Here is a 21,106-nt window from a genome sequence, read left to right as displayed (position 1 = left end):
CCGATGGTGGCGTTCGCGATTCTGATGCTGGCGCTGCCGGTGCTGCTGCTGGTCGTGGCGATCGGTGGCGCGTTGATGGAGGGGCGGCGCTCGCCCCACGCGTTCGGCATCGGCCGGGTGATGTCCAACAGCTTTGTCGCGATCGGGGGTGCGCCGCTGGCATTGTTCGGCGCGAGCGCGCTGCTGAACGTGCCGGTCACGCTGGCGACGTCGTTCGCGACGTTCGGTACGACCGATCCCGAGCGCGTGGTGAAGACGGTGACGATGGTCGGCCCGTTCGGCCTGTTGTGGTTGCTGCTCTATCCCTTCCTGAAGCTGTTCATGACCGGGATCGCGGTCGACACGCTGGCCGATCGCCCGGTCGAGCCGGCGGCGACGCTGCGCATGGCGCTGCGGCGGACGCTGCCGGCGCTCGGCATGTTGATGCTGTTCGGCATCGCGCTGATGGTGGGCATGGTGCTGTTCGTCGTGCCCGCGCTGGTGCTGATCCTCACCTGGTTCGTCGTCCTGCCGGTCATGGCGGCGGAGGGGCAGGGGCCGATCGAAGCGTTCGGGCGCAGCCGCGACCTGATGCGCGGGATGCGCTGGCGGTTGTTGCTGCTGCTCGTCCTGGTCGGCCTGCTCTGGCTGGTCGTCAGCGGCATGGTACAGGGGCTGGCGCTGGTGCTGCTCGGGGCCAACGATCCCTGGCTGAGCGCGGCGATCCAGGCGTTTTTCTCGACGCTGCTCGGCGTGTTTCCGGCCGTCGGTGCCGCCGCCGTCTACCACGAAGCCCGCACCGCGAAGGAAGGGGCCGGCAATCATGACCTGACGGACGTCTTTGCCTGAACGAGTTTGTAAAAAGGGGAGTTTTCGCGTGATCCGAACATGGACGATGGTGGCGCTGGCCGCCGGGCTGGTCGCCTGTACCAGCGATGGCAAGGGGGTCCGCTCCGCATCCGCCGATGCGCCGAAGGGCAAGGGGCCGGGCGCCGGAAAGGGCTATGACCACGACCCGTTCCCCTCCACCTATCGCGCCTACCCGGGCCGGCCCACCCTGGTCACCAACGTCACCATCCTCGATGGCGAGGGCGGGCGGATCAACGGTGGATCGGTGCTGTTCCGCGATGGCAAGATCGTCGAGGTCGGGCAATCGATCGCGGCGGCGGACGGCGTGACCGTGATCGACGGACAGGGCAAATGGGTGACGCCCGGCGTCATCGACGTCCACAGCCATCTGGGCGATTATCCCAGCCCCGGCGTCGACGCGCATAGCGACGGCAACGAGATGACCGGCCCGGTCACTGCCGAGGTATGGGCCGAACACAGCGTCTGGCCCCAGGACCCGGGGTTCGCCCGCGCGCTCACCAATGGCGGTGTCACCACGCTGCAGATCCTGCCCGGTTCGGCGAACCTGATGGGCGGTCGCTCGGTCACGCTCAAGAACGTCTATGGTCGCACCATGCAGGCGATGAAGTTTCCGCAAGCGCCCTATGGCCTGAAGATGGCGTGCGGCGAGAATCCGAAGCGCGTCTATGGGTCGAAGGGGCGGATGCCCTCGACCCGCATGGGCAATGTCGCGGTCGATCGCGCGACATGGCTCAAGGCGCGCGAGTACGACCGCAAATGGGATAAATATGAGGAGGAGGGTGGCGAGGCCCCCAGCCGCGACCTGGCGATGGATACGCTGCGCGGCGTGCTGGACGGCGAAATCCTCGTCCACAACCATTGCTACCGCGCCGATGAAATGGCCATCGTGATGGATATGGCGCAGGAGATGGGGTACAAGGTTACCGCCTTCCACCACGCCGTCGAGAGCTACAAGATTGCCGACCTCCTGAAAGCGCGGGGCGTCTGCTCGGCGGTGTGGGCCGACTGGTACGGCTTCAAGATGGAAAGCTACGACGCCATCGGCGAAAATCTCGCGATCCTCGACCAGCAGGGCGCGTGTGCGATGATCCATTCCGACGATGCCAACGGCATCCAGCGACTGAACCAGGAAGTGGCGAAGGTCATCGCCTCTGCCCGCCGCGTCGGCATCACCGTGACGCCCGAACATGCATGGACGTGGCTCGGCATCAACCCCGCCCGCGCGCTGGGCATCGACAAGGTCACCGGCTCGCTCAAGCCCGGCAAGATGGCCGATGTGGTGCTGTGGAACGGCGATCCGTTCAGCGTCTATACCCGCCCGCAGATGGTGTGGGTCGACGGCGCGCTGCTCTACGACGCGAACAATCCGAAATTGCGACCGGTCTCCGATTTCGAACTCGGCCAGCCCGGCGAAGGGGATGTGAAGTGAAGCGCCTGTTCCTCGCCGCGCTGCTCGTGAGCAGCACCCTTGCCGCCCCTGCCATCGCGCAGGACGTGACCATCACCAATGCGAAGCTCGTGCTGGGCGACGGATCGGCCCCGATCGAGGGCGGCACCGTCGTCGTGCGCGGCGGGCGTGTCGTCAGTGCGGGACGCGGCGGCGCGCCTGCGGGTGGTCGCACCATCGATGCCGGCGGGCGCTATGTCACGCCGGGCCTCGTCGCGGGCTTTTCGCGGCTGGGCATCATCGAGGTCGACGGCGTGTCGTCGACCAACGACGCTTCGGCGCGCGAAAGCGTGTTCAACGCCGGGCTCGACATCGCATCGGCCGTGAACCCCCGCGCGACCCCGCTGGCGATCAACCGCACCGACGGCATCACTCGCGCGATCGTCGCGCCCGACAACGGCGCCTCGATCTTTGCCGGCCAAGGCGCGGTCATCGACCTCGGCAACGACATGGACGCGGTCACCCGCCCGCAGGCATTCCAGTTCATGGAATGGGGCGAAGCCGGCGCGCGTGCGGCCGGCGGCAGCCGCCCGGCGGCGATGGCGATGTTCCGCAACGCGCTGTTCGAGGCGCAGGCCTATGCCCGCAACCCGGCCGGCTTCGCCGATCGCGGCAAGGAAGCGCTGCTGACCCGTGCCGACGCACAGGCGCTGCAGAAGGTGCTGAACGGACAGGTCCCGCTGCTGATCCATGTCGAACGTGCCTCCGACATCCTCGGCGTGCTGGCCCTGAAACGCGAGTTTACGGGCCTGAAGCCGGTGCTGGTCGGCGCCAGCGAAGGCTGGACCGTCGCGCAGCAGATCGCGGCGGCGAACGTGCCGGTGCTGGCCAGCGCCCTGTCCGACCTGCCCGCCAGCTTCGAACAGCTGGCCGCCACCCAGTCGAATATCGGCCGGATGAAGGCTGCCGGGGTGGTCGTCGGCATCGGCATGATCGGCGACGACGAAGCCCGGCAGGCGCGGCTGGTGCGGCAATATGCCGGCAACCTTGTCGCACTGTCGAAGGTGCCGGGCGCATCCGGCCTCGACTGGAACGCCGCCTTCGCCACGATCAGCTCGCTGCCCGCGCGCACCATCGGCATGGAGGGGGAGATCGGCTCGCTCGGCGTCGGACGGCGCGGCGACGTGGTGATCTGGGACGGCGATCCGCTGGAGATCGGATCGGCCCCGACGCAGTTGTTCATCGACGGTGTCGAACAGCCGCTGACCAACCGCCAGACCCGGCTGCGCGACCGCTATCTCGTGCCCGCCGAACAGGGGTTGCCCAAGGCGTATCAGCGGTAAGGATGAGGGAACCTGCAGGCGCGGCCAGGCTTTGTCCGATACGGACAGTCGCCGCGCCTGCGGCTTCGATGGGGAGACAAGACATGCGTGCGTTGCTGGTGTTGCTGGGTGGATCGCTGATGCTGGCGGCGTGCGGGCCGAGCGCGGAGCAGCAGGCCGCCGCCAATCAGGCCGCCGCCGCCAATGCGCAGGAAGCACAGGAAACCGCGGCCAAGGTCGACGCCCTGTCGCCCGGCCAGCGCGACGGCGTGTTCATCCGCGCGATCCGCGATGCCGGCCTGCCGTGCCAGGGCGTCACCAAGTCCGAAAAGGGCGAAAAGCCCGGCAGCTGGGTCGCCACCTGCCAGGAAGGATCGCGCCACATCATCACCTTCGGCGCGAACGGCATGGCGAACGTGACGAGCTTCACCCCGCAGCCGGCACCGCAGCGGTAAGCGACCAGGGCCGATCGACATTCAGCGGCTTTCCGAATCACACAATCCCCATTGTCACTCCCGCGTAGGCGGGAGTCCATATACGCCAGCGTCAGAAATAGAGCCGAGACGTCAGCGGCTATGGATTCCCGCCTGCGCGGGAATGACGAACATTGTCGATGGGGGCTGAACATCGATCGGTTCGGGTACCGTCACCCCAGCGCAGGCTGGGGTCTCCCGCGGCGAGGCGCGCGCTCGATAACGGCGAGATCCCAGCCCGCGCCGGGACAACGGTCGCGGTGAGAAGCGTGTCGCGTCAACGCGGCTCGAACACCGACCACCCGGTGCGCTGCACCAGCCGCTCCAGCGCCAGCGTGCCCAGCTGCGAATTGCCCCGCTCGTTCAGACCCGGCGACCACACCGCGATCGACGCGATCCCCGGCGCGATCGCCAGGATACCGCCGCCGACCCCGCTCTTGCCGGGCAGCCCGACCCGGAAGGCGAACTCGCCCGATCCGTCATAATGGCCACAGGTCAGCATCAGCGCGTTGATCCGCCGCGCTCGCTGCGCCGACACGATGTTGCGCCCGGTCGTCGGGTTCACCCCGCCCGCCGCCAGATAGCGCCCCGCGAGCGCCAGTTGCCGGCAACTCATCGCCAGCGCGCACTGGTGGAAATACACCCCCAAAGTGATGTGCGGATCATGGTGGAGATTGCCGAACGCGCGCATATAGCTGGCCAGCGCCAGATTGCGGAACCCGGTGTCCTGCTCCGCCTTCGCCACCGCTTCGTCGATGTAGATGCCGTCCTCGCCCGCCGCCGCGCGGACGAAGCGCAGCAACTCGCCCAGCGCCTCGCGCGGTTCGTAGCGGCCGAGCAGGATGTCGGCGACCACGATCGCCCCGGCATTGATGAACGGATTGCGCGGGATGCCGTGCTCGCTCTCCAGCTGCACGATCGAATTGAACGCACTGCCCGATGGCTCGCGCCCGACCTGCTTCCACAGCTGATCGCCGACCGCGCCCAGCGCCAGCGTAAGGGCAAACACCTTCGACACCGACTGGATCGAGAAGCTCTCCTCCGCATCGCCCGCCAGATGGCAGGTGCCGTCCGCCTCGATCACCGCCATCCCGAACCGCTTCGGATCGACGGCAGCCAAGGGCGGGATATAGTCGGCCGGCGCGCCCCGATCGGGCGCATCGGCCATTTCGGCGGCGATGTCGGCAACGATCGCGGACAGGTCCACGGGGCGTCAGGCGATCGCGTCGACGAACGCGCGCGGCACGCGCAGCACCGTGCCGTGGCGCGCTTCCTTGGGGAATTTCACCCGCGCCGTCTCGTCGCGCCAGGTCACGAAGTCGGTGGTCGACGCCGCACCGAAATGGCCCTGTTCGTACACGTCGTAATAGACGACCGCGCGGCCATCGATCCACACCGCGCTCGGCCCCTCGGTCATGGTCGGGTTGAACGGCTTGCTCGCCGGCCCGAACGGCCCGGTCGGCGACGCCGCCGAACTGCTGACGACCCAGCGACGCTGTTCGACGTCGTGCGTCTCGTCCTTGTAGATCATGCGATAGCCACCCTGCGGCAGCTTCAGCAGCGTGAAGTCGATCGAATCGAACCCCGGATCGAACAGCAATTTCGTCGGCTTGAAGCTGCGGAAATCGCGGGTCCGGGTGTAATAGGGACGCAGCTTCAACCCGTCGAACCGCTCGCCCGGGGTCGCGCCATATTTGCCGTCGATGCTGCTCGACCAGAAGATCACGAAATCGCGACGCACGGGATCGTACACCGTCTCGGGCGCCCAGCTGTTGCGGACGCCCTCGAACGCGGTCATCACCGGGATCGTCTGCTGCGCCGACCATTGCATCAGGTCGCGCGAGGTCGCATGGCCGATGACGGGTCCGAACCAGTCGCTGGTCCACACCAGATGCCACAGGCCGTCGGGCGCGCGGCACAGATGCGGGTCGCGCATCAACTTGTCCTTGCCGACCTCCGGCGTCAGGAACCCGCGCCCGCCGCCCAATGGCGTGAAGACGAACCCGTCGTCGCTGCGCGCCAGCTTCAGCCCAGCACGCCCTTCATCCTTGTCGGTGAAATAGCTCAGCAGGAACACATCGTCGCCGCGCGGCGCGGCGAAGGCGGGCAGGGCGGCAGTGCCGATCGTCGCGCCGGCGGCTGCCAGCAAGTCCCGCCGTGTCATCTGCATCGCATCTCTCCAAGTCGTTACCAGCGTCGCTATCGCGCGGTGGGCGCTTTGCAAAGCGGTCGTTGCGTAATCTACGCGTCACCCGGGATCGAGTCCGGGGTGACGTCAGGGGGAGCGCGCCGGTTCCCATTGAGTGGCGAACATGCGACCAACGGGCGATGGGGGACAATATGCACGAACCGACCGACCACCGCCCGCGCTCGCCCGTCCTGCTGCGCGGCACCTTCAGCCAGAAGCTGCGCATCTACCTATTCTGCTACTGCACGGCGGTCATCGCGGCGACGGTGGTCGGCCTCCTCGTCCTGCCGATCTGGCTGGTGATCGGGCCGTATTGGGTAAAGCGCTATCATGCGGCGCTGCGCTGCGAGGTGACCGACCGCAACGTCGTGATCGGCAAGGGGCTGTTGTTCCGCCGCGAACTCACCATTCCGCTCGACAAGATTCAGGATATCTCGATCCGCGAAGGGCCGTTGCTGTCGGCCTTCGGGCTGCTGCGGCTGCGCATCGAAACCGCCGGCCAGTCGAGTTCGCCGAACGGCAAGTCCGACGCCGATCTGGTCGGCCTGCTCGACGCCCGGACGGTGCGCGACCGCATCCTCGATCAGCGTGACGCGCTCGCCGCGCCCGATATCGCGCCGGTCGACAATGATCGGCAGGTCCTGATCGACATGCGCGACGCGCTGCTGCGGATCGAGGGGCTGCTGGCGGCGCGCTGATCGGCTCAGGCCAGCCCCTTCAACCGGTACAGCGCGTCCATCGCCTCGCGCGGCGACATCGCGTCCACATCCAGTGCGGAAAGCGCGTCGCGCAAGGTGTCGACCGGCGCTTCCTCGACCGGCGCCATCGCGGCGAACAGCGGCAGGTCGTCCAGCCCCGCCGCGATGCCGCCGGTCTTCGCCTTGCCCGCCTCCAGCTTCGCCAGCACCGCCTTCGCGCGTTGCAGCGTCGCGGGCGGCAGTCCGGCAAGGCGCGCGACGGCGATACCGTAGCTGCGATCCGCCGGCCCCTCGGCGAGTTCGTGCAGCAGCACCAGATCGCCCTTCCACTCGCGCGCACGGACATGGTGCAGCGACAGCGCGTCGCACCGCTCGGCCAGCCGGGTCAGCTCGTGATAATGCGTCGCGAACAGGCAGCGGCAGCGATTATCCTCATGGATCGCCTCGACCACCGCCCAGGCGATGGCAAGCCCGTCATAGGTCGAGGTGCCGCGCCCGACTTCGTCGAGGATGACGAACGACCGCGGCGTCGCCTGCGCCAGGATCGCCGCCGTCTCGACCATCTCCACCATGAAGGTCGATCGGCCCCGCGCCAGATTGTCCGACGCGCCGACCCGGCTGAACAACCGGTCGACCAGCCCCAGCGTGGCCGAGGTCGCCGGCACGAAGCTGCCCGCCTGCGCCAGCACGACGATCAGCGCATTCTGTCGCAGGAAGGTCGACTTGCCGCCCATGTTCGGACCGGTGACCAGCCACAGCCGCGAGGATTCGGACAGGCGGCAGTCGTTGGCGACGAAGCGTCCGCCCGACTTCGCCACCGCGCTCTCGACCACGGGATGCCGCCCGCCGACAATGTCGAGGCAGCTATGGTCGACCAGTTCCGGCCGCGCCCAGCCACCCTCCGCCGCGCGTTCGGCCAGCGCCGCCGTCACGTCGATCCGGGCGAGCGCATCCGCCGTCGCGGCCACGCCCTCCCGCTTCGCCAGCGCCGCTTCGGTAAACGCCTCCAGATGCGCCGCCTCCGCCGCCAGCGCGTGCGCGCCCGCCTGCGTCACCTTCAGCGCCGCCTCGTGCAGGTCGGGCGCATTGAATCGGACCACTCCGGCCAGCGTCTGGCGATGGGTGAAGCCGCTGTCGGCCGCCATCAGCTTGTCGGCCGCCCGCGCCGGCACCTCGACATGATAGCCCAACACGCCGTTATGCCGGATCTTCAGCGCGGCGATGCCGGTGCGCTCGCGATATTGCGCCTCCAGCGCGGCAATCGCCCGCCGTCCGCCGGCCCCGGTATCGCGCAGCGCGTCGAGCGCGGCGTCGAATCCTTCCGCCACGAACCCGCCCGCCGCCGCATCGATCGGCGGCATCGGGACGAGGCCCCGCGTCAACAGGTCGATCAGCTCGCCATGCCCGCGCAGCCGGGGGGCGAGTTCGGCGATCAGCGGCGGCACGGCGGGCATCTTGTCCAGCCGCTGGCCCAGCGTCCATGCCGCGCTCAACCCGTCGCGCAACTGGCCCAGATCGCGTGGGCTGCCGCGCCCCGCCGCGATCCGCCCCAGCGCCCGGCCGATATCGGGCAGCGCGCGCAATGTCGTGCGCAGTTCGTCGCGCAGGCCGGGATCGTCATGCGCCCATCCGACCGCCGCCAGTCGCGCCTCGATCATCGGCCGGTCCATCAACGGCGCGGCGATATCGCTCGCCAGCAACCGCGCGCCGGCACCGGTCACCGTCCGGTCGACCTCCGCCAGCAAACTGCCCGCCCGCGCGCCGGCGGCGGTGCGGGTCAGCTCCAGGCTCTCGCGCGTCGCCGCGTCGATCGCCATGCACTGTCCGTCCGCCGCACAGACCGGCGGGCGCAGGAACGGCAACTGCCCCCGTGCGGTATGGTCGAGATAGGCGATCAACCCGCCCGCCGCCGCCAGCGCCGCGCGCGAAAACTGCCCGAACCCGTCGAGCGTCGCGACACCGTGCAGCGCCTTCAACCGCGCCTCGCCGCCCGCACTGTCGAAATCGGCCTTGTTCCGCAACAGCGTCGCGACCTCCGCGAACGCCGACGTTTCGGCCGCCACCACCTCGACCGCCTGCAACCGGGCAAGCGCGGCGGTCAGCCCGGCGGCGTCGGTCTCGATCACCTCGAACCGGCCGGTCGAAACATCGGCGGCGGCGATCGCCACGCCGCCCGCCGCCTCGCCGATGCACGCGCACCAGTTCGCCGCACGGGCATCCAGCAGCGCTTCCTCGGTCAGCGTGCCGGCGGTGACGACGCGGACGATGGCGCGCGCCACCAGCGCCTTCGACCCACGGGCCTTCTTCGCTTCCTCCGGGCTTTCGACCTGTTCGGCAATCGCAACGCGGTGCCCCGCCTTGATGAGCCGAGCCAGATAGCCCTCGGCCGAATGCACCGGCACGCCGCACATCGGGATCTTCGCCCCCTCATGCTCGCCGCGCGCGGTCAGCGCGATGTCGAGGGCACTGGCGGCGATCTTCGCATCGTCGTGGAACAGCTCGAAGAAATCGCCCATGCGATAGAAGAGCAGGCAGTCGTCGGCCTCCGCCTTCAACGCCAGATATTGCTGCATCATCGGGGTGGGGGCGGGGGAATCGGTTCCCGGAGCCTTGCTTGCCATGGCGCGGCGATACCGCCCGGGGATGCCGCGGCGCAAGCGTGTCAAAGCGTATCCGGCCGGACCTTCACCCTTGCCCGACCCGCCTTCCCCTGCGTAAAGCCGATCCAAACGGGAGAGCGCCAGTGTCCGAAACCACCGACCAATTTTCCGAGCGCGAGGCGCTGCTGTTCCATTCCGAAGGGCGTCCGGGCAAGATCGAGATCATCGCGTCCAAGCCGATGGCGACGCAGCGCGACCTCGCGCTCGCCTATTCGCCCGGCGTCGCGGTGCCGGTAAAGGCGATCCACGAAGACCCTGCCACCGCCTATGACTATACCGCCAAGGGCAACCTCGTCGCGGTCATCTCCAACGGCACCGCGATCCTGGGGCTGGGCAATCTCGGCGCGCTGGCGTCGAAGCCGGTGATGGAGGGCAAGGCGGTCCTGTTCAAGCGCTTCGCCGACGTCGATTCGATCGATATCGAGCTGAAGACCGAGGATGTCGACCGCTTCATCGACGCGGTCGAGCTGATGGAGCCGAGCTTCGGCGGCATCAACCTCGAAGACATCAAGTCGCCCGAATGCTTCATCATTGAGCAGACGCTGCGCGAACGGATGAACATCCCGGTCTTCCACGACGACCAGCACGGCACCGCGATCATCTGCGCCGCCGGCCTCATCAACGCCTGCCTGCTGACCAAGCGCAAGCTGTCCGAGGTGAAGGTCGTGGTGAACGGCGCGGGCGCCGCCGCCATCGCCTGTACCGAATTGATGAAGGCGATGGGCGTGGCCCACGACAATGTCATCATGTGCGACCGTACCGGCGTGATCTACCAGGGCCGCGACGACGTGAACCAGTGGCAGTCGGCCCATGCCGCCGCCACCGACCGCCGCACCCTGACCGAGGCGCTGCACGGCGCCGACGTGTTCCTGGGGCTGTCGGCCGCCGGCGCGCTGAAGCCCGAAATGGTCAAGGACATGGCCCCGTCGCCGATCATCTTCGCGATGGCCAACCCGGAGCCGGAAATCCGCCCCGAACTGGCCAAGGCCGCACGCCCCGACGCGATCGTCGCGACCGGGCGTTCGGACTATCCGAACCAGGTCAACAACGTCATCGGCTTCCCCTTCATCTTCCGCGGGGCGCTCGACGTGCGCGCCACCGGCATCAACGACGAGATGAAGATCGCCGCCGCCAACGCCATCGCCGAACTGGCGCGGCAACGCGTGCCGGAAGAAGTCGCGCTGGCCTATGGCACGCAGCACAGCTTCGGCCCCGAATACATCATCCCCGCGCCGTTCGACCCGCGCCTGATGGAACTGGTGCCGTCGGCGGTTGCCAAGGCGGCGATGGATTCGGGCGTCGCGACGCGCCCGATCCTCGACATGGACGCCTATCGCCAGCAGCTGCGCGCGCGTTTGAACCCGACCACCTCGGTCCTGACCATGGCCTATGAGGGGGCGAAGGCGCATCCCAAGCGTGTGCTGTTCGCCGAGGGCGAAGAGGAAGTCGTGCTGCGCGCCGCGATCGCGTTCAAGGAAGGCGGCTATGGCATGCCGGTGCTGGTCGGCCGCGACGATGTGCATGACCGGCTGCGCGCTCTGGGTGTCGCCAACCCGGAGGATTACGAAGTCCACAACAGCCGCACCAGCGAGATGGTGCCGCAGATGGTCGACTTCCTCTACGAACGGCTCCAGCGTCGCGGTTACCTCAAGCGCGACGCCGAACGCCTCATCAACCAGGATCGCAACACCTTCGGCGCGGTGCTGCTGCAGCTGGGCGTGGCGGACGCGATGATTACCGGCATCACCCGCACCTATGCGCAGACGTTCCGCGACGTGCGCCGCGTCATCGATCCGGTCGATGGCAAGGTGCCGTTCGGCATCCACCTGCTGGTCGGGCAGAGCCACACGGTGTTCATGTCCGACACCACGATCAACGAACGCCCCTCGGGCGAGGAACTGGCCGATATCGCCGAACGCACTGCCGCCGTCGCCCGTCGCATGGGCCACGAACCGCGCGTCGCGTTCCTCAGCTATTCGACCTTCGGCAACCCGTCGGGCCAGTGGATCGACAACGTCCGCGACGGCGTGGCCGCGCTCGACAAGCGGCAGGTCGGCTTCGAATATGAAGGCGAAATGGCCCCCGACGTCGCGCTCAACCCGCGCCAGATGGCGAACTTCCCCTTCGCTCGCCTGTCGGGTCCGGCCAATGTCCTCATCATGCCGGGACTGCAATCGGCGAACATCTCGGCCAAGCTGCTGCGCGAGCTGGGCGGCGACGACGTGATCGGCCCGATGCTGATCGGCATGGAAAAGCCGGTGCAGATCGCCCCGATGACCTCGACCGCCAACGAACTGGTGACACTTGCCGTGCTGGCCGCCGGCGGCATGGTGGGGTGACGGGACCGGGGACGTTCGCCGCGCGAATGTCCCCGCCGTACCAACGGCTTTAACGAGCAATAGCAATCCGTTAACCGCGCGCTGTTAACGATTGCGGATGGTTCGCGTCGTTTCCCGCACTGCCCCGACGGGCCGGCTGCTCCTGCTTCTGGCAGCCACCGGCATCGCCTATTATGCGGTGGCCTATGGCGCGCTGACGCTGACGCAGGGTGGGCACGGGATCGCCACCCTGTGGCCCGCCGCCGGGATATTGCTCGCGGTGCTGGTGCTGGTACCGGCGCGCCATGCCGCCGCCTTCATCGCGGTCGCCGCGATCGCCAGCGTCGTCGCCAATCTGCAAAGCGGGCTCGACGTTGCGAACGCGTTCGGCTTCGCCGCCGCCGACATGATCGAATCCGCACTGGCCGCGTGGCTCCTCAGGACGCGGGCGCGCTGTCGCCTGTCCTTTACCCAGCCGGCGGGATTGGGCTGCTTCTGCAAGGCGGTCCTGCTGGCGTCGGCGGTCAGCGCAACCGTCGCCCTTGCCGCCGCGCCGGTTCGCTCCGTCGCCTTCTGGCTGTCGTGGTTTTCGACCGACCTGCTCGGCGCGCTGATCGTGACCCCGCTGATCGTCAATCGTCTGCCGCAGCTTTCAGGGCAGTCGTATCCGACCCGCGCCGCGCCAGCTGCTGGAAATTGCGGCACTGCTGGCGTTGGTCGGCCTCGTGAGCGGTTTAGCCTTCTGGCAGACCCGCTATCCGCTGCTGTTCCTGCCGATGCTGGCCGTCATCCTCGCCGTCGTGCGGCTGGGGCCGTTCGGCGCGGCGGGCGGGGTGCTGATCGTGGCGCTGGTCAGCTCGGTGTGCGTGGCGCTGGGGCGGGGACCGGACGGGCTTGCGGCGCTCGACCTGCTGACGCGCAGCCTGTTCCTGCAATTCTACCTGCTGGCGCTGTTTCTCGGCGCGTTGCCGATCGCGTCGCTGCTGGCCGCCCGCACGCAGTTGCTCGACAAATTGTCGAACAGGATGCGGCTGCTGCAGATGGCCGAAAGCGCCGCACAGGTCGGACATTGGCGGGTCGAGATCGCGACGGGCACTATCTTCTGGTCGCAGGAGGTGTTCCGGATTCACGGCCTGCCCGACGACGTGCCGCCGACGCTGGACCAGGCACTTGGCGCCTATCACCCCGACGACCGTGCCCGCGTCAGCGACCAGATCGATCGCTCGATCGACCGTCGCGAACCGTTCGACTTCCTCGCGCGCATCGTGCGGCCCGATGGCGAAGTGCGTCACGTCCGTTCGCGCGGCGAGATCGATGGCCACAGCGGTGACGACGATTTCGGCCTGTTCGGCATCATTCAGGACATCACCGCGCAGGTGGCGCAGGAGCGCAGCCTCGACGAAGCACGGTTGCGGGCGGAGGAGGCAGCGCGCATCGCGACCATGGCGGCCGAAACCGATGCGCTGACCGGCATCGCCAACCGCCGCCGCATCCTCGACCAGCTCGACCGCAGTATCCTGTCGGCAACCCGGGACGGCTACCCGCTGTCGGTCGCGATCTTCGATATCGACCATTTCAAGCAGATCAACGACCGGTTCGGCCATCAGGTCGGCGATACCGTGATCCGCCGGGTCGCGCTCACCGCGCAGGGGCTGGTGCGGGCGACCGACAGCATCGGCCGCTTCGGTGGCGAGGAATTCGTCATCGTCCTGCCCGATGCCTCGGCCCAGACCGCGCTGCTGGTCGCCGAACGCGTCCGCGCCGCGATCGAAGGGGAGCCGGCCGATCCGGCGGTGACCATCAGCATCGGCATCGCCCGGCTACGCGATGGCGACACGGTCGAAACCGTGCTGAAGCGCGCCGACGACGCGCTCTATGCCGCCAAGCGCGAGGGCCGCAACACGCTCCGCCTCGCTGCCTGAAGGGGCAGGGAAATGGGCTGCAGCCGGCGCGTTGTCTCCTGTCGGTCGGATCGGTCAGGAGCAGTCGGTTGGAAAGCGCCCTCGTCATCGGTGCCAATGGTGGGATCGGCGCGGCGCTGGTCGCCGCGCTCGCCGCGTCGGGCCGCCATGGCCGCGTCATCGCCGCCGCCCGCCGCGAACCCGATACGCTGCCGGCCGGGGTCGACTATCTGCCCGTCGATATCGCCGACCCTGCCTCGATCGCCGCTGCCGCCGCGCGCATCGACGGGCCACTGACCCGCGTCATCGTCGCGACCGGTATCCTGCACGATGAGGAAGCCGGCCCGGAACGGTCCTTGCGCGACCTCGACGCCGACCGACTGGCGCATCTCTTCGCGATCAACACCATCGGCCCGGCGCTGGCGCTCCGGCATTTCGCGCCGTTGCTGGCAAGGGACGCGCCGTCCGCCATCGCCTGCATCTCGGCGCGGGTCGGCAGCATTTCCGACAACCGGTTGGGCGGCTGGTACGGCTATCGCGCGTCGAAAGCCGCACTCAACCAGGTCGTCCGCACCGCCGCGATCGAACTGGCGCGCAGCCGACCACAGGCGGTGTGCGTCGCGCTCCATCCCGGCACAGTCGACACGGGATTGAGCAAGCCGTTCCAGCGCGGCGTGCCAGCGGAAAAGCTGTTCTCGCCGACCTATAGCGCCGGGCGGCTGCTGGCGGTGCTGGACGGCCTGACCCCGGCGCAGAGCGGCCGCATCTTCGCATGGGACGGCGCCGAGATCGCGCCCTGAACTTTCCTACATGCGGGTGACCTGCCATGGTCGGCGACGCTCTTTCGCATCGTTTGCCAGCCCGCCACCCGCGCGTCACGGGCACGCGCGAACGTCGCCGACCGACAGCGGTGAGGTTCGAAAGCAGGCCTCCGCTTGCCGTCACCCCGGACTTGATCCGGGGTCCCGCTTCTTCTTCTGACCGGCAGCAGTAGGAGCGGGATCCCGTTGCGAAGACGTGGCAACAGTCCGACGCCAACCGCACGTGCAAAACGCCACGAGTGTGAACTTAGTGAACTTTGGCCGCTATCCGTCGATCGATCCGCCGAGCGACGCATTGACCAGCCCGCCATCGACCGTGATCGTCTCGCCCACCACATAATCGCCCGCGCGCGCCGCCAGATAGATCGCCGCCGCCGCCATATCCTCGTCCACGCCGATCCGGCCTGCCGGAATGCGCTTCGCCACGCCGTCGCCATGGTCGCGCGCGGCCTTGTTCATCTCGCTGGCAAAGGCCCCCGGCGCGATCGAGGTGACATGGATCGCATCCTGCACCAGCCGCGCTGCCATCCGTCGCGTCAGGTGGATCAGCGCCGCCTTCGACGCCTGATAGCTGTAGGTTTCCCACGGATTGACACGCTGGCCGTCGATTGAGGTGATGTTGATGACCTTTGCCGGCCGTGCCCGCGATGCGGCGGCCTTCAGCATCGGATGCAGCGCCTGCGTCAGGAAGAAGGGCGACTTGACGTTCAGGTCCATCACCTTGTCCCACCCGCTTTCGGGAAATTCCTCGAACGGCTGCCCCCATGCCGCGCCGGCATTGTTGACGAGGATGTCGAGCCGGTCGGTATGGCTGGCCAGCCGGTCCGCCAGCGCGCGGCACCCTTCCACGCTCGACACGTCCTGCGGCAGGGCGGTCGCGCCGATCTCCTCCGCCGTGGCGATACAGGCATCGGCCTTGCGCGCCGATACGAACACCCGCGCCCCCTGCGCGACGAAGCCTGCTGCGATCATCCGCCCGATCCCGCGCGATCCGCCGGTGATGAGCGCCGTGCGCCCGTCGAGCCGGAACAGGCTGTTGGTGTCCATGGCATCATCTCCTGCAAACCCGATGTTCGAAACGGCATCGTTGCAGGATAAGTAGCCGATACCGAAGCGACAAAAAAGGGTCTGTCACGCCATCTTGTAACAACCGTCCGCTGCTGTAATCTCTTTACAGGCGAAGCCGGGGTGGGGCCGATGGAAAGCAAGATGTTCGCGGGCCATGCCGTCCGCCGCCTGCGCCGGGGGCAGGCGCTGACCCAGGCGGCGATGGCCGAAGCGCTGGGCATTTCCGCCAGCTATCTCAACCTGATCGAACGCAACCAGCGTCCGCTGACCGCGACGCTGCTGGTCGCACTGGCCGAACGCTATGGCTTCGATCCGCGCACGCTGGCAGCGAGCGAGCCGGGCGGCGGGGCGGAGGCGCTGCGTCGCCGACTGGCCGATCCGATGTTCGCCGACCTGTCGCTCGACCGCGCCGACATCGCCGAATGGCTGTCCGCTGCGCCCGGCGGGGCCGAGGCATTCGCCCGCGTCTTCGACCGGCTAGGCGGCAGCGGGGCGGGGGCGCCGGTCACCGCCGATCCGGCGGCCGAGGCACGCACAACGATCGAGCGCTGGCGCAATCATTTCCCCGACCTCGATGCGCAGGCGGAGGCGCTGGCCGACGAACTGCGCCTCGCCGGTGGCGATCCGGCGGCGGCGATGGCCGACCGGCTGCGGGTGCGGCATCACCTGTCGGTCCGCCTACTACCGGTGGAGGTCATGCCCGACCGGCTGCACCGCACCGATCTCCACGCCCGCCAGCTGCAACTGTCCGAACGGCTCGACCCGGCGTCGCGGACCTTCGCGCTCGCCCGGGCGCTCGGTCATGCCGAGGCGCGGGCGGAGGTCGACGCCGTAGTGCGCGGTGCCGGCCTGTCCGACCGCACCGCCGAACAATGGCTGCGGCGGCACCTGCACGGCTATTTTGCCGCCGCCGTGATGATGCCCTATGCCCGGTTCCTGCGGGCGTGCGAGGCGACCGGATATGATCTGGCGCTGCTCGGCCGGCGGTTCGGTGCGGGGTTCGAACATGTCGCCCACCGCCTGACCACCCTCCACCGCGTCGGCGCGCGGGGGCTGTCCTTCTGCCTGCTCCGGCTCGACCGCGCCGGACAGGTGTCGAAGCGCTTCGCGGGGGCCAGCCAGTCGCCGCTGGTCGAAGGGGCACCCTGTCCGTTGCTCGGCGCGTTCGACGCGTTCGCGCGCGGCGGGGAAACGATCGTGCAATTGGTCGAGCCGGAGGAGGGTGGCCGCTGGCTGACGCTGTCGCGTACCGTCACCCCGCCCGGCGCGCTGGCCGGGGAGGTGCGGGCGCGCTTCGTCGTGATGCTGGGTGTCGCTGCCGATCAGGCGGGCGCGCTGGCGGCGGCGCGCGGGCTGGACCTGTCGGCGGGAGGGGTACCGGTGGGGCCGGGGTGCCGCGCCTGTACGCGGGGCGATTGTCCGCAACGCTCCGCCCCGCCGCTCGCCCGCGCCATGCGGCTGGACGATCGGGAAGGAGGGCTGACCCCCTTCGCCTTTGCCGGCGACTGAGCGGGGTAGTAAGGGGCCGTTACGTCTCCTTTAACCCTGACGTGGCAGGAGGTTGTCATGCGAGTCCTTCACATCCTCGACCATGGCCTGCCCCTGCACAGCGGCTATACCTTCAGGACGCGGGCGATCCTGACCGCGCAGATGGCGCGCGGGTGGCAGGTCGCGGCGGTCACCGGCGCGCGACAGGGGGCGACGACGGTCGCGCGCGAGACGGTGGACGGCATCGACTTTCATCGCACCGTGCCGCCGCGTGCATGGCCGGCCCCCTTGGGGGAACTGGCCGAAATCCGTGCGTTTTCGGCATCGATCGACCGGGTGGTGGATGCGTTCCGGCCCGATATCCTCCACGCCCATTCGCCGGTGCTGGACGCGCTCGCCGCGCTGCGCGTCGCACGGCGGCGGGACCTGCCGCTGGTCTACGAAATCCGGGCCTTCTGGGAAGATGCTGCCGTCGGCAACGGGACCGGTACCGAAGGCTCCGCCCGCTACCGCGCGACTCGCGCGCTGGAGACCTGGGCAGTGCGCCGTGCCGACGGCGTCGCGGTGATATGCGAAGGGTTGCGCCGCGATCTGGTCGCGCGCGGAATCGATCCGGCCAAGATCATGGTGTCGCCCAACGGCGTCGATCTGACCCTGTTCGGCGATCCGCCCCCGCCCGACACTGCGCTCGCCGCCGAACTGGCGCTGGAGGGCAAGGAGGTGCTGGGCTATCTCGGCAGCTTCTACGATTACGAGGGCCTCGACACGCTGATCGCTGCGATGCCGGCGCTGGTCGCGGCGCGGCCGAACGTCCGGCTGCTGCTGGTCGGCGGCGGACCGATGGAGGCGGCGCTTCGCGCACAGGCGGCGGCCTCCAGCGTCGCCCATGCCATCCATTTCATCGGCCGCGTGCCGCATCAGGAGGTCGAACGCTATTACGGGCTGGTCGACCTGCTGGTCTATCCGCGCAAGGCGATGCGGCTGACCGATCTGGTCACCCCGCTCAAACCGCTGGAGGCGATGGCGCAGCGCCGGCTGGTCGCGGCATCCGATGTCGGCGGCCACCGCGAATTGATCCGCGACGGCGACACCGGCACGCTGTTCCCGGCCGACGACCCCGCCGCGCTGGCGGCGCGGGTCGCCGCGCTGCTCGCCGACCGGTCGGGATGGGAGGCGATGCGCGACCGGGGCCGCGCCTTCGTCGAGGCGGAGCGCAACTGGGCGTCGAACGTCGCGCGCTACCAGCCGCTGTACCAGCGCCTGATCGCCGGCCGGCACGCGGATGCGGTCGTCGGCAATGCGACGATGGCGGACGCATGAACCGCTCGCTCCCCCCGCTGGTCGCCGGCGCATCGGCGCTGATCGTCGCGGTCGCGATCGCGGTCGTGCCGATGTGGCGGATCGAGACGGTCGTGTCCGAAAGCGGCCTGCCTGCCCTGTTGCCGATCGCCGCGCCGCCGCTGGGCTGGACGGCGCGGGCCGGGATGATGCTGGTCGCTGCGTTGCTGGTCGCGGTGCCGGTGTGGATCGCGCTGACCCTGCTGGCGGTGCGCCGTCCGGTCGCGCTGCCGTCCGCCGAAATTCCGGTCGAGGAAGCGCCGCCCAGTGTCCGCCGCGCCGATGCCCATCCCGACGCCCCGCCGCGCCAGCCGGTGCGTGCCGCCCGCGATCTGGGAACGCCGTTCCTCGATCCGGTCGCGTCGCCCGAGCCGGAGGTCGAACTGCCGCGCGACCTGAACACGCCGATGGCGATGTTCGACCCGGAGGCGCTGCCGATGGTCCCGGCGGCACCGCCCCCCACGGTCCGCCCGCTGTTCCGTCCGCCAGTGATCGAAGCCGAACCGGTCGTCGAGTCCGAACCGGTCGTGGAGATCGAACCGGAACCCGCGCCGCTACTGGTCGAGGCGATCGACGAACCGGCGGCGCCACCGACGCCGCCCGCACCCGGACTGTCCGAACTGATCGACCGGCTCGACCAGGGGCTGCAACGGCGGTGCGGCCATCGTCCGGCAAAGGCCGAACCGGAACCGGACGGCACCCGCCCCGGCCTCGCCTCCGCCCTCGGCGCGTTGCGCCGTATGGCGGGGGGTGAATAGGGGGTCAGCGCTCTTCGACAGTCAGTACCTCGATCGTCGCAACTTGCTGGTCCGCCAGTGATTCCCGTCCCGTGACCGCGAGGTCGGCGACGAGATGCCCGCGCAGCGGCAAATCCGCTTCGGGCAGTCCGGCCAGCCATGCGTCGAAGCCAGCCTCTTCGCTGGCGATGGTCAGCCGGTGCCGCGCGCCGTTGAAGGTCGCGCTGGCCCACGGAATGGCGTGCGAATCACGGACGTCGATCGCGACGCCCGCCGCCTCCGCCGCGTTGCGCAGCCGCCGTTCGAGCAGGGCCAGCGCGTCCGGCCCCCGGCTCATTCCGGCCGTTCCTGGCGTGCGATATAGGCCTCGATCCGGGCGATCAGTGGCGCGCGTGGCTGCCGCCCGTTGCGCAGGTCGCCCACCAGCCTCGGGTCGCCCGCCGCCCGCCGCCCGAACAGCGTTTCGGGCGTGCCCGTTTCCTGCAGATGCCGACTGATCCGCTGCAATATGGTGTGCATCCATCACCTCCATCCACTCCCTCGACTCAACAATGTTCTTGATCTGTTCTTTAAAATCCAACATGTCTAGGAAAATTCCTAAAGGGAGTGCGGCAATGGAACTGGACGATGTCCGCGCAGGCGTCGCCCGCCTGGCGGCGGAGCGCGGGGCGAGCCTGTCGGAGCTGTCGCGCCTGCTGGGGCGCAACCCGGCCTATATGCAGCAATATATCGAACGCGGGTCGCCCCGGCGGCTGTCGGAGGGGGACCGGGCGACGCTGGCGCGCTATCTGGGCGTGTCGGAGGAGGCGCTGGGCGGGCCGGTCGCGCGCGAACTGGTGGCGGTCCCGCGGATCGATGCCCGGGCGTCGGCCGGACCGGGCGGAATTGTCGAGGAGGATCGCGGCGACGGCGCCCTGCGGATCGACGCGGCGCTGCTACGTCAGTTGCGGGTGCGCCCGACCCATGCGTCGGTGATCGCGGTGGCGGGCGATTCGATGCTGCCGACGCTGGCCGATGGCGACACGATCCTGGTCGACGGCGGCGACCGGCGCGGGGTGTCGGGCGCGATCCATGTAGTGCGCCATGACGGCGTGTTGCTCGTGAAGCGGCTGGCGAGGGTGCCGGGCGGCGTCGAACTGGTCAGCGACAATGCCGCCTATCCACCGATCGCGATCGACGGAACGCCGGACATTGTCGGCCGCGTCGTCTGGCTGTCGCGCGCCTTGTGACGGCGGGCGTTATCCTTGCGGTCGATCCCGTCGCCAGATGACGACGGCGATGGCGACACCGATGGCCAGTCCGATCAGCAGGCCCATGGTCGCCTCGCCATATACCGCGCCGATGATGGCACCGCCCATCACGCCCAGCGCGATCGGCATTCCGCCGGCTTTCGGCGTATGGGGTGGTCTGTTCATCGCCGACGCTTGCCATAGTCGGCGGCACCGCGCCACTCTCGTCCCGTCTGTTTCGGATCGGGACGTGCTGCCGTGCCAACGCGGGATTGCATTCGCCGCGTTAAGGATCGAAGGCGGCGGGAAAGCCGGTCGGTTCGGTTCCGGCACGATCCATGAACTACGGGATGCCATGCTCGATACCGTCATGCTGCCGCCATATATCGCCGACCTGTCCGATCTGGCGAAGGCGGATGAATTGATGGCGGATTATGGCCCGGCCGCTGCCGAGGAAGCCGCCGCGCGCGCGAACCAGGCCCGCGACCGCGAGAATGTGGTGCAGTTCTGCCGCTGGCGTCAGCTCGCGCGGCTGGTCACGCTGCTGGAACAGCCGGACGCCTGGGGCACGATTCACTGACGATTCCGGCCGGTTTGCGCTTGGCGGCACCTATCCTGCCGGTCTAGGA

Annotated in this window: 20 protein-coding genes and 1 pseudogene; 14 read left to right on the top strand and 7 right to left on the bottom strand. The window is 68.8% G+C overall.

Annotated elements, in window-relative coordinates; translation table 11 throughout:
* The first annotated feature begins 6 nt into the window (after positions 1-6).
* From MF609_RS14595 to MF609_RS14580, 4 genes are all read left to right on the top strand, one after another.
* A complete protein-coding gene (locus tag MF609_RS14595; protein WP_242417015.1) occupies positions 7-828 on the top strand; it encodes a hypothetical protein in 822 nt (273 codons plus the stop codon).
* Between the two features lie 46 nt (positions 829-874).
* Complete coding sequence (locus MF609_RS14590; RefSeq protein WP_242417090.1) at positions 875-2,278, top strand: amidohydrolase; 1,404 nt, start codon at positions 875-877, stop codon at positions 2,276-2,278.
* The gene (locus tag MF609_RS14585) at positions 2,275-3,579 is read left to right on the top strand and encodes an amidohydrolase family protein (RefSeq protein WP_242417014.1); all 1,305 of its coding nucleotides are present in this window, start codon (positions 2,275-2,277) and stop codon (positions 3,577-3,579) included. The genes MF609_RS14590 and MF609_RS14585 overlap by 4 nt, the downstream gene beginning before the upstream one ends.
* A gap of 83 nt (positions 3,580-3,662) precedes the next feature.
* Positions 3,663-4,013, top strand: coding sequence for a hypothetical protein (locus MF609_RS14580; protein WP_242417013.1), 351 nt, complete (start codon positions 3,663-3,665; stop codon positions 4,011-4,013).
* 295 nt (positions 4,014-4,308) lie between these two features.
* Here the strand turns inward: MF609_RS14580 and MF609_RS14575 are convergent, their stop codons facing one another.
* Together MF609_RS14575 and MF609_RS14570 are read right to left on the bottom strand one after the other, a co-directional pair.
* Positions 4,309-5,238, bottom strand: a complete 930-nt coding sequence (locus tag MF609_RS14575; RefSeq protein ID WP_336944663.1) for a glutaminase — start codon at positions 5,236-5,238, stop codon at positions 4,309-4,311.
* A gap of 6 nt (positions 5,239-5,244) precedes the next feature.
* The gene (locus tag MF609_RS14570; RefSeq protein ID WP_242417012.1) at positions 5,245-6,195 is read right to left on the bottom strand and encodes a glycoside hydrolase family 43 protein; all 951 of its coding nucleotides are present in this window, start codon (positions 6,193-6,195) and stop codon (positions 5,245-5,247) included.
* A 176-nt stretch (positions 6,196-6,371) separates the two neighbouring features.
* On the opposite strand from MF609_RS14570, the gene MF609_RS14565 reads away from it, so the two are divergent.
* Positions 6,372-6,917, top strand: coding sequence for a PH domain-containing protein (locus tag MF609_RS14565; protein ID WP_242417011.1), 546 nt, complete (start codon positions 6,372-6,374; stop codon positions 6,915-6,917).
* A 5-nt stretch (positions 6,918-6,922) separates the two neighbouring features.
* Here the strand turns inward: MF609_RS14565 and mutS are convergent, their stop codons facing one another.
* Positions 6,923-9,493, bottom strand: coding sequence for a DNA mismatch repair protein MutS (gene mutS / locus MF609_RS14560; RefSeq protein ID WP_242417088.1), 2,571 nt, complete (start codon positions 9,491-9,493; stop codon positions 6,923-6,925).
* 167 nt (positions 9,494-9,660) lie between these two features.
* On the opposite strand from mutS, the gene MF609_RS14555 reads away from it, so the two are divergent.
* From MF609_RS14555 to MF609_RS14540, 4 genes and pseudogenes are all read left to right on the top strand, one after another.
* The gene (locus MF609_RS14555) at positions 9,661-11,916 is read left to right on the top strand and encodes an NADP-dependent malic enzyme (RefSeq protein WP_242417010.1); all 2,256 of its coding nucleotides are present in this window, start codon (positions 9,661-9,663) and stop codon (positions 11,914-11,916) included.
* Positions 11,917-12,013: 97 nt separating this feature from the next.
* Positions 12,014-12,472, top strand: a pseudogene (locus tag MF609_RS20085) (MASE1 domain-containing protein); the annotation flags it as partial.
* Positions 12,473-12,620: 148 nt separating this feature from the next.
* Entirely contained in the window at positions 12,621-13,817 is a 1,197-nt protein-coding gene (locus tag MF609_RS14545; protein WP_242417008.1) for a GGDEF domain-containing protein, read from the top strand.
* A gap of 68 nt (positions 13,818-13,885) precedes the next feature.
* Entirely contained in the window at positions 13,886-14,596 is a 711-nt protein-coding gene (locus MF609_RS14540) for an SDR family NAD(P)-dependent oxidoreductase (protein WP_242417007.1), read from the top strand.
* Positions 14,597-14,881: 285 nt separating this feature from the next.
* On the opposite strand, the gene MF609_RS14535 is transcribed toward MF609_RS14540, so the two are convergent.
* Positions 14,882-15,664: an SDR family oxidoreductase gene (locus tag MF609_RS14535; protein ID WP_242417006.1), complete on the bottom strand. Its 783-nt coding sequence runs from the start codon at positions 15,662-15,664 to the stop codon at positions 14,882-14,884.
* A gap of 150 nt (positions 15,665-15,814) precedes the next feature.
* Here MF609_RS14535 and MF609_RS14530 point away from each other — a divergent pair, with 150 nt between their 5' ends.
* The 3 genes from MF609_RS14530 to MF609_RS14520 are packed head-to-tail and all read left to right on the top strand — an operon-like array spanning position 15,815 to position 19,269.
* Positions 15,815-17,194, top strand: coding sequence for a helix-turn-helix domain-containing protein (locus tag MF609_RS14530; RefSeq protein ID WP_242417005.1), 1,380 nt, complete (start codon positions 15,815-15,817; stop codon positions 17,192-17,194).
* Positions 17,195-17,251: 57 nt separating this feature from the next.
* On the top strand, positions 17,252-18,493 hold the full coding sequence (locus MF609_RS14525; RefSeq protein ID WP_242417004.1) for a TIGR04063 family PEP-CTERM/XrtA system glycosyltransferase: 1,242 nt from the start codon (positions 17,252-17,254) through the stop codon (positions 18,491-18,493).
* On the top strand, positions 18,490-19,269 hold the full coding sequence (locus MF609_RS14520) for a hypothetical protein (RefSeq protein WP_242417003.1): 780 nt from the start codon (positions 18,490-18,492) through the stop codon (positions 19,267-19,269). The genes MF609_RS14525 and MF609_RS14520 overlap by 4 nt, the downstream gene beginning before the upstream one ends.
* A 4-nt stretch (positions 19,270-19,273) precedes the next feature.
* On the opposite strand, the gene MF609_RS14515 is transcribed toward MF609_RS14520, so the two are convergent.
* Together MF609_RS14515 and MF609_RS14510 are read right to left on the bottom strand one after the other, a co-directional pair.
* Positions 19,274-19,585 carry a hypothetical protein gene (locus MF609_RS14515; protein WP_242417002.1) on the bottom strand — a complete coding sequence of 104 codons (312 nt, stop codon included), beginning with the start codon at positions 19,583-19,585 and terminating at the stop codon, positions 19,274-19,276.
* On the bottom strand, positions 19,582-19,767 hold the full coding sequence (locus MF609_RS14510; protein WP_242417001.1) for a hypothetical protein: 186 nt from the start codon (positions 19,765-19,767) through the stop codon (positions 19,582-19,584). Before MF609_RS14510 ends, MF609_RS14515 begins: the two co-directional genes overlap by 4 nt.
* A 95-nt stretch (positions 19,768-19,862) precedes the next feature.
* On the opposite strand from MF609_RS14510, the gene MF609_RS14505 reads away from it, so the two are divergent.
* On the top strand, positions 19,863-20,477 hold the full coding sequence (locus MF609_RS14505; RefSeq protein ID WP_242417000.1) for a S24 family peptidase: 615 nt from the start codon (positions 19,863-19,865) through the stop codon (positions 20,475-20,477).
* 9 nt (positions 20,478-20,486) lie between these two features.
* Here the strand turns inward: MF609_RS14505 and MF609_RS14500 are convergent, their stop codons facing one another.
* Positions 20,487-20,627: a hypothetical protein gene (locus MF609_RS14500; protein WP_242416999.1), complete on the bottom strand. Its 141-nt coding sequence runs from the start codon at positions 20,625-20,627 to the stop codon at positions 20,487-20,489.
* A gap of 205 nt (positions 20,628-20,832) precedes the next feature.
* Between MF609_RS14500 and MF609_RS14495 the strand changes: the two genes are divergently transcribed.
* Positions 20,833-21,057, top strand: a complete 225-nt coding sequence (locus MF609_RS14495) for a hypothetical protein (protein WP_242416998.1) — start codon at positions 20,833-20,835, stop codon at positions 21,055-21,057.
* The last annotated feature ends 49 nt before the right edge of the window (positions 21,058-21,106 follow it).

Source organism: Sphingomonas panni (genome assembly GCF_022664435.1).
Taxonomy (GTDB): Bacteria; Pseudomonadota; Alphaproteobacteria; order Sphingomonadales; family Sphingomonadaceae; genus Sphingomonas; species Sphingomonas panni.
This window is presented reverse-complemented; position numbering and strand designations above follow the sequence as displayed.

What these genes read in the sequence shown, in the direction of transcription:
- MF609_RS14590 (WP_242417090.1), top strand. Translation starts at nt 875, where the DNA reads ATGGTGGCGCTGGCCGCCGGGCTGGTCGCCTGTACCAGCGATGGCAAG.
- MF609_RS14580 (WP_242417013.1), top strand. Translation starts at nt 3,663, where the DNA reads ATGCGTGCGTTGCTGGTGTTGCTGGGTGGATCGCTGATGCTGGCGGCG.
- MF609_RS14570 (WP_242417012.1), bottom strand. Translation starts at nt 6,195, where the DNA reads ATGACACGGCGGGACTTGCTGGCAGCCGCCGGCGCGACGATCGGCACT.
- MF609_RS14565 (WP_242417011.1), top strand. Translation starts at nt 6,372, where the DNA reads ATGCACGAACCGACCGACCACCGCCCGCGCTCGCCCGTCCTGCTGCGC.
- mutS (WP_242417088.1), bottom strand. Translation starts at nt 9,493, where the DNA reads ATGATGCAGCAATATCTGGCGTTGAAGGCGGAGGCCGACGACTGCCTG.
- MF609_RS14535 (WP_242417006.1), bottom strand. Translation starts at nt 15,664, where the DNA reads ATGGACACCAACAGCCTGTTCCGGCTCGACGGGCGCACGGCGCTCATC.
- MF609_RS14530 (WP_242417005.1), top strand. Translation starts at nt 15,815, where the DNA reads ATGGAAAGCAAGATGTTCGCGGGCCATGCCGTCCGCCGCCTGCGCCGG.
- MF609_RS14525 (WP_242417004.1), top strand. Translation starts at nt 17,252, where the DNA reads ATGCGAGTCCTTCACATCCTCGACCATGGCCTGCCCCTGCACAGCGGC.
- MF609_RS14520 (WP_242417003.1), top strand. Translation starts at nt 18,490, where the DNA reads ATGAACCGCTCGCTCCCCCCGCTGGTCGCCGGCGCATCGGCGCTGATC.
- MF609_RS14515 (WP_242417002.1), bottom strand. Translation starts at nt 19,585, where the DNA reads ATGAGCCGGGGGCCGGACGCGCTGGCCCTGCTCGAACGGCGGCTGCGC.
- MF609_RS14510 (WP_242417001.1), bottom strand. Translation starts at nt 19,767, where the DNA reads ATGCACACCATATTGCAGCGGATCAGTCGGCATCTGCAGGAAACGGGC.
- MF609_RS14505 (WP_242417000.1), top strand. Translation starts at nt 19,863, where the DNA reads ATGGAACTGGACGATGTCCGCGCAGGCGTCGCCCGCCTGGCGGCGGAG.
- MF609_RS14500 (WP_242416999.1), bottom strand. Translation starts at nt 20,627, where the DNA reads ATGCCGATCGCGCTGGGCGTGATGGGCGGTGCCATCATCGGCGCGGTA.
- MF609_RS14495 (WP_242416998.1), top strand. Translation starts at nt 20,833, where the DNA reads ATGCTCGATACCGTCATGCTGCCGCCATATATCGCCGACCTGTCCGAT.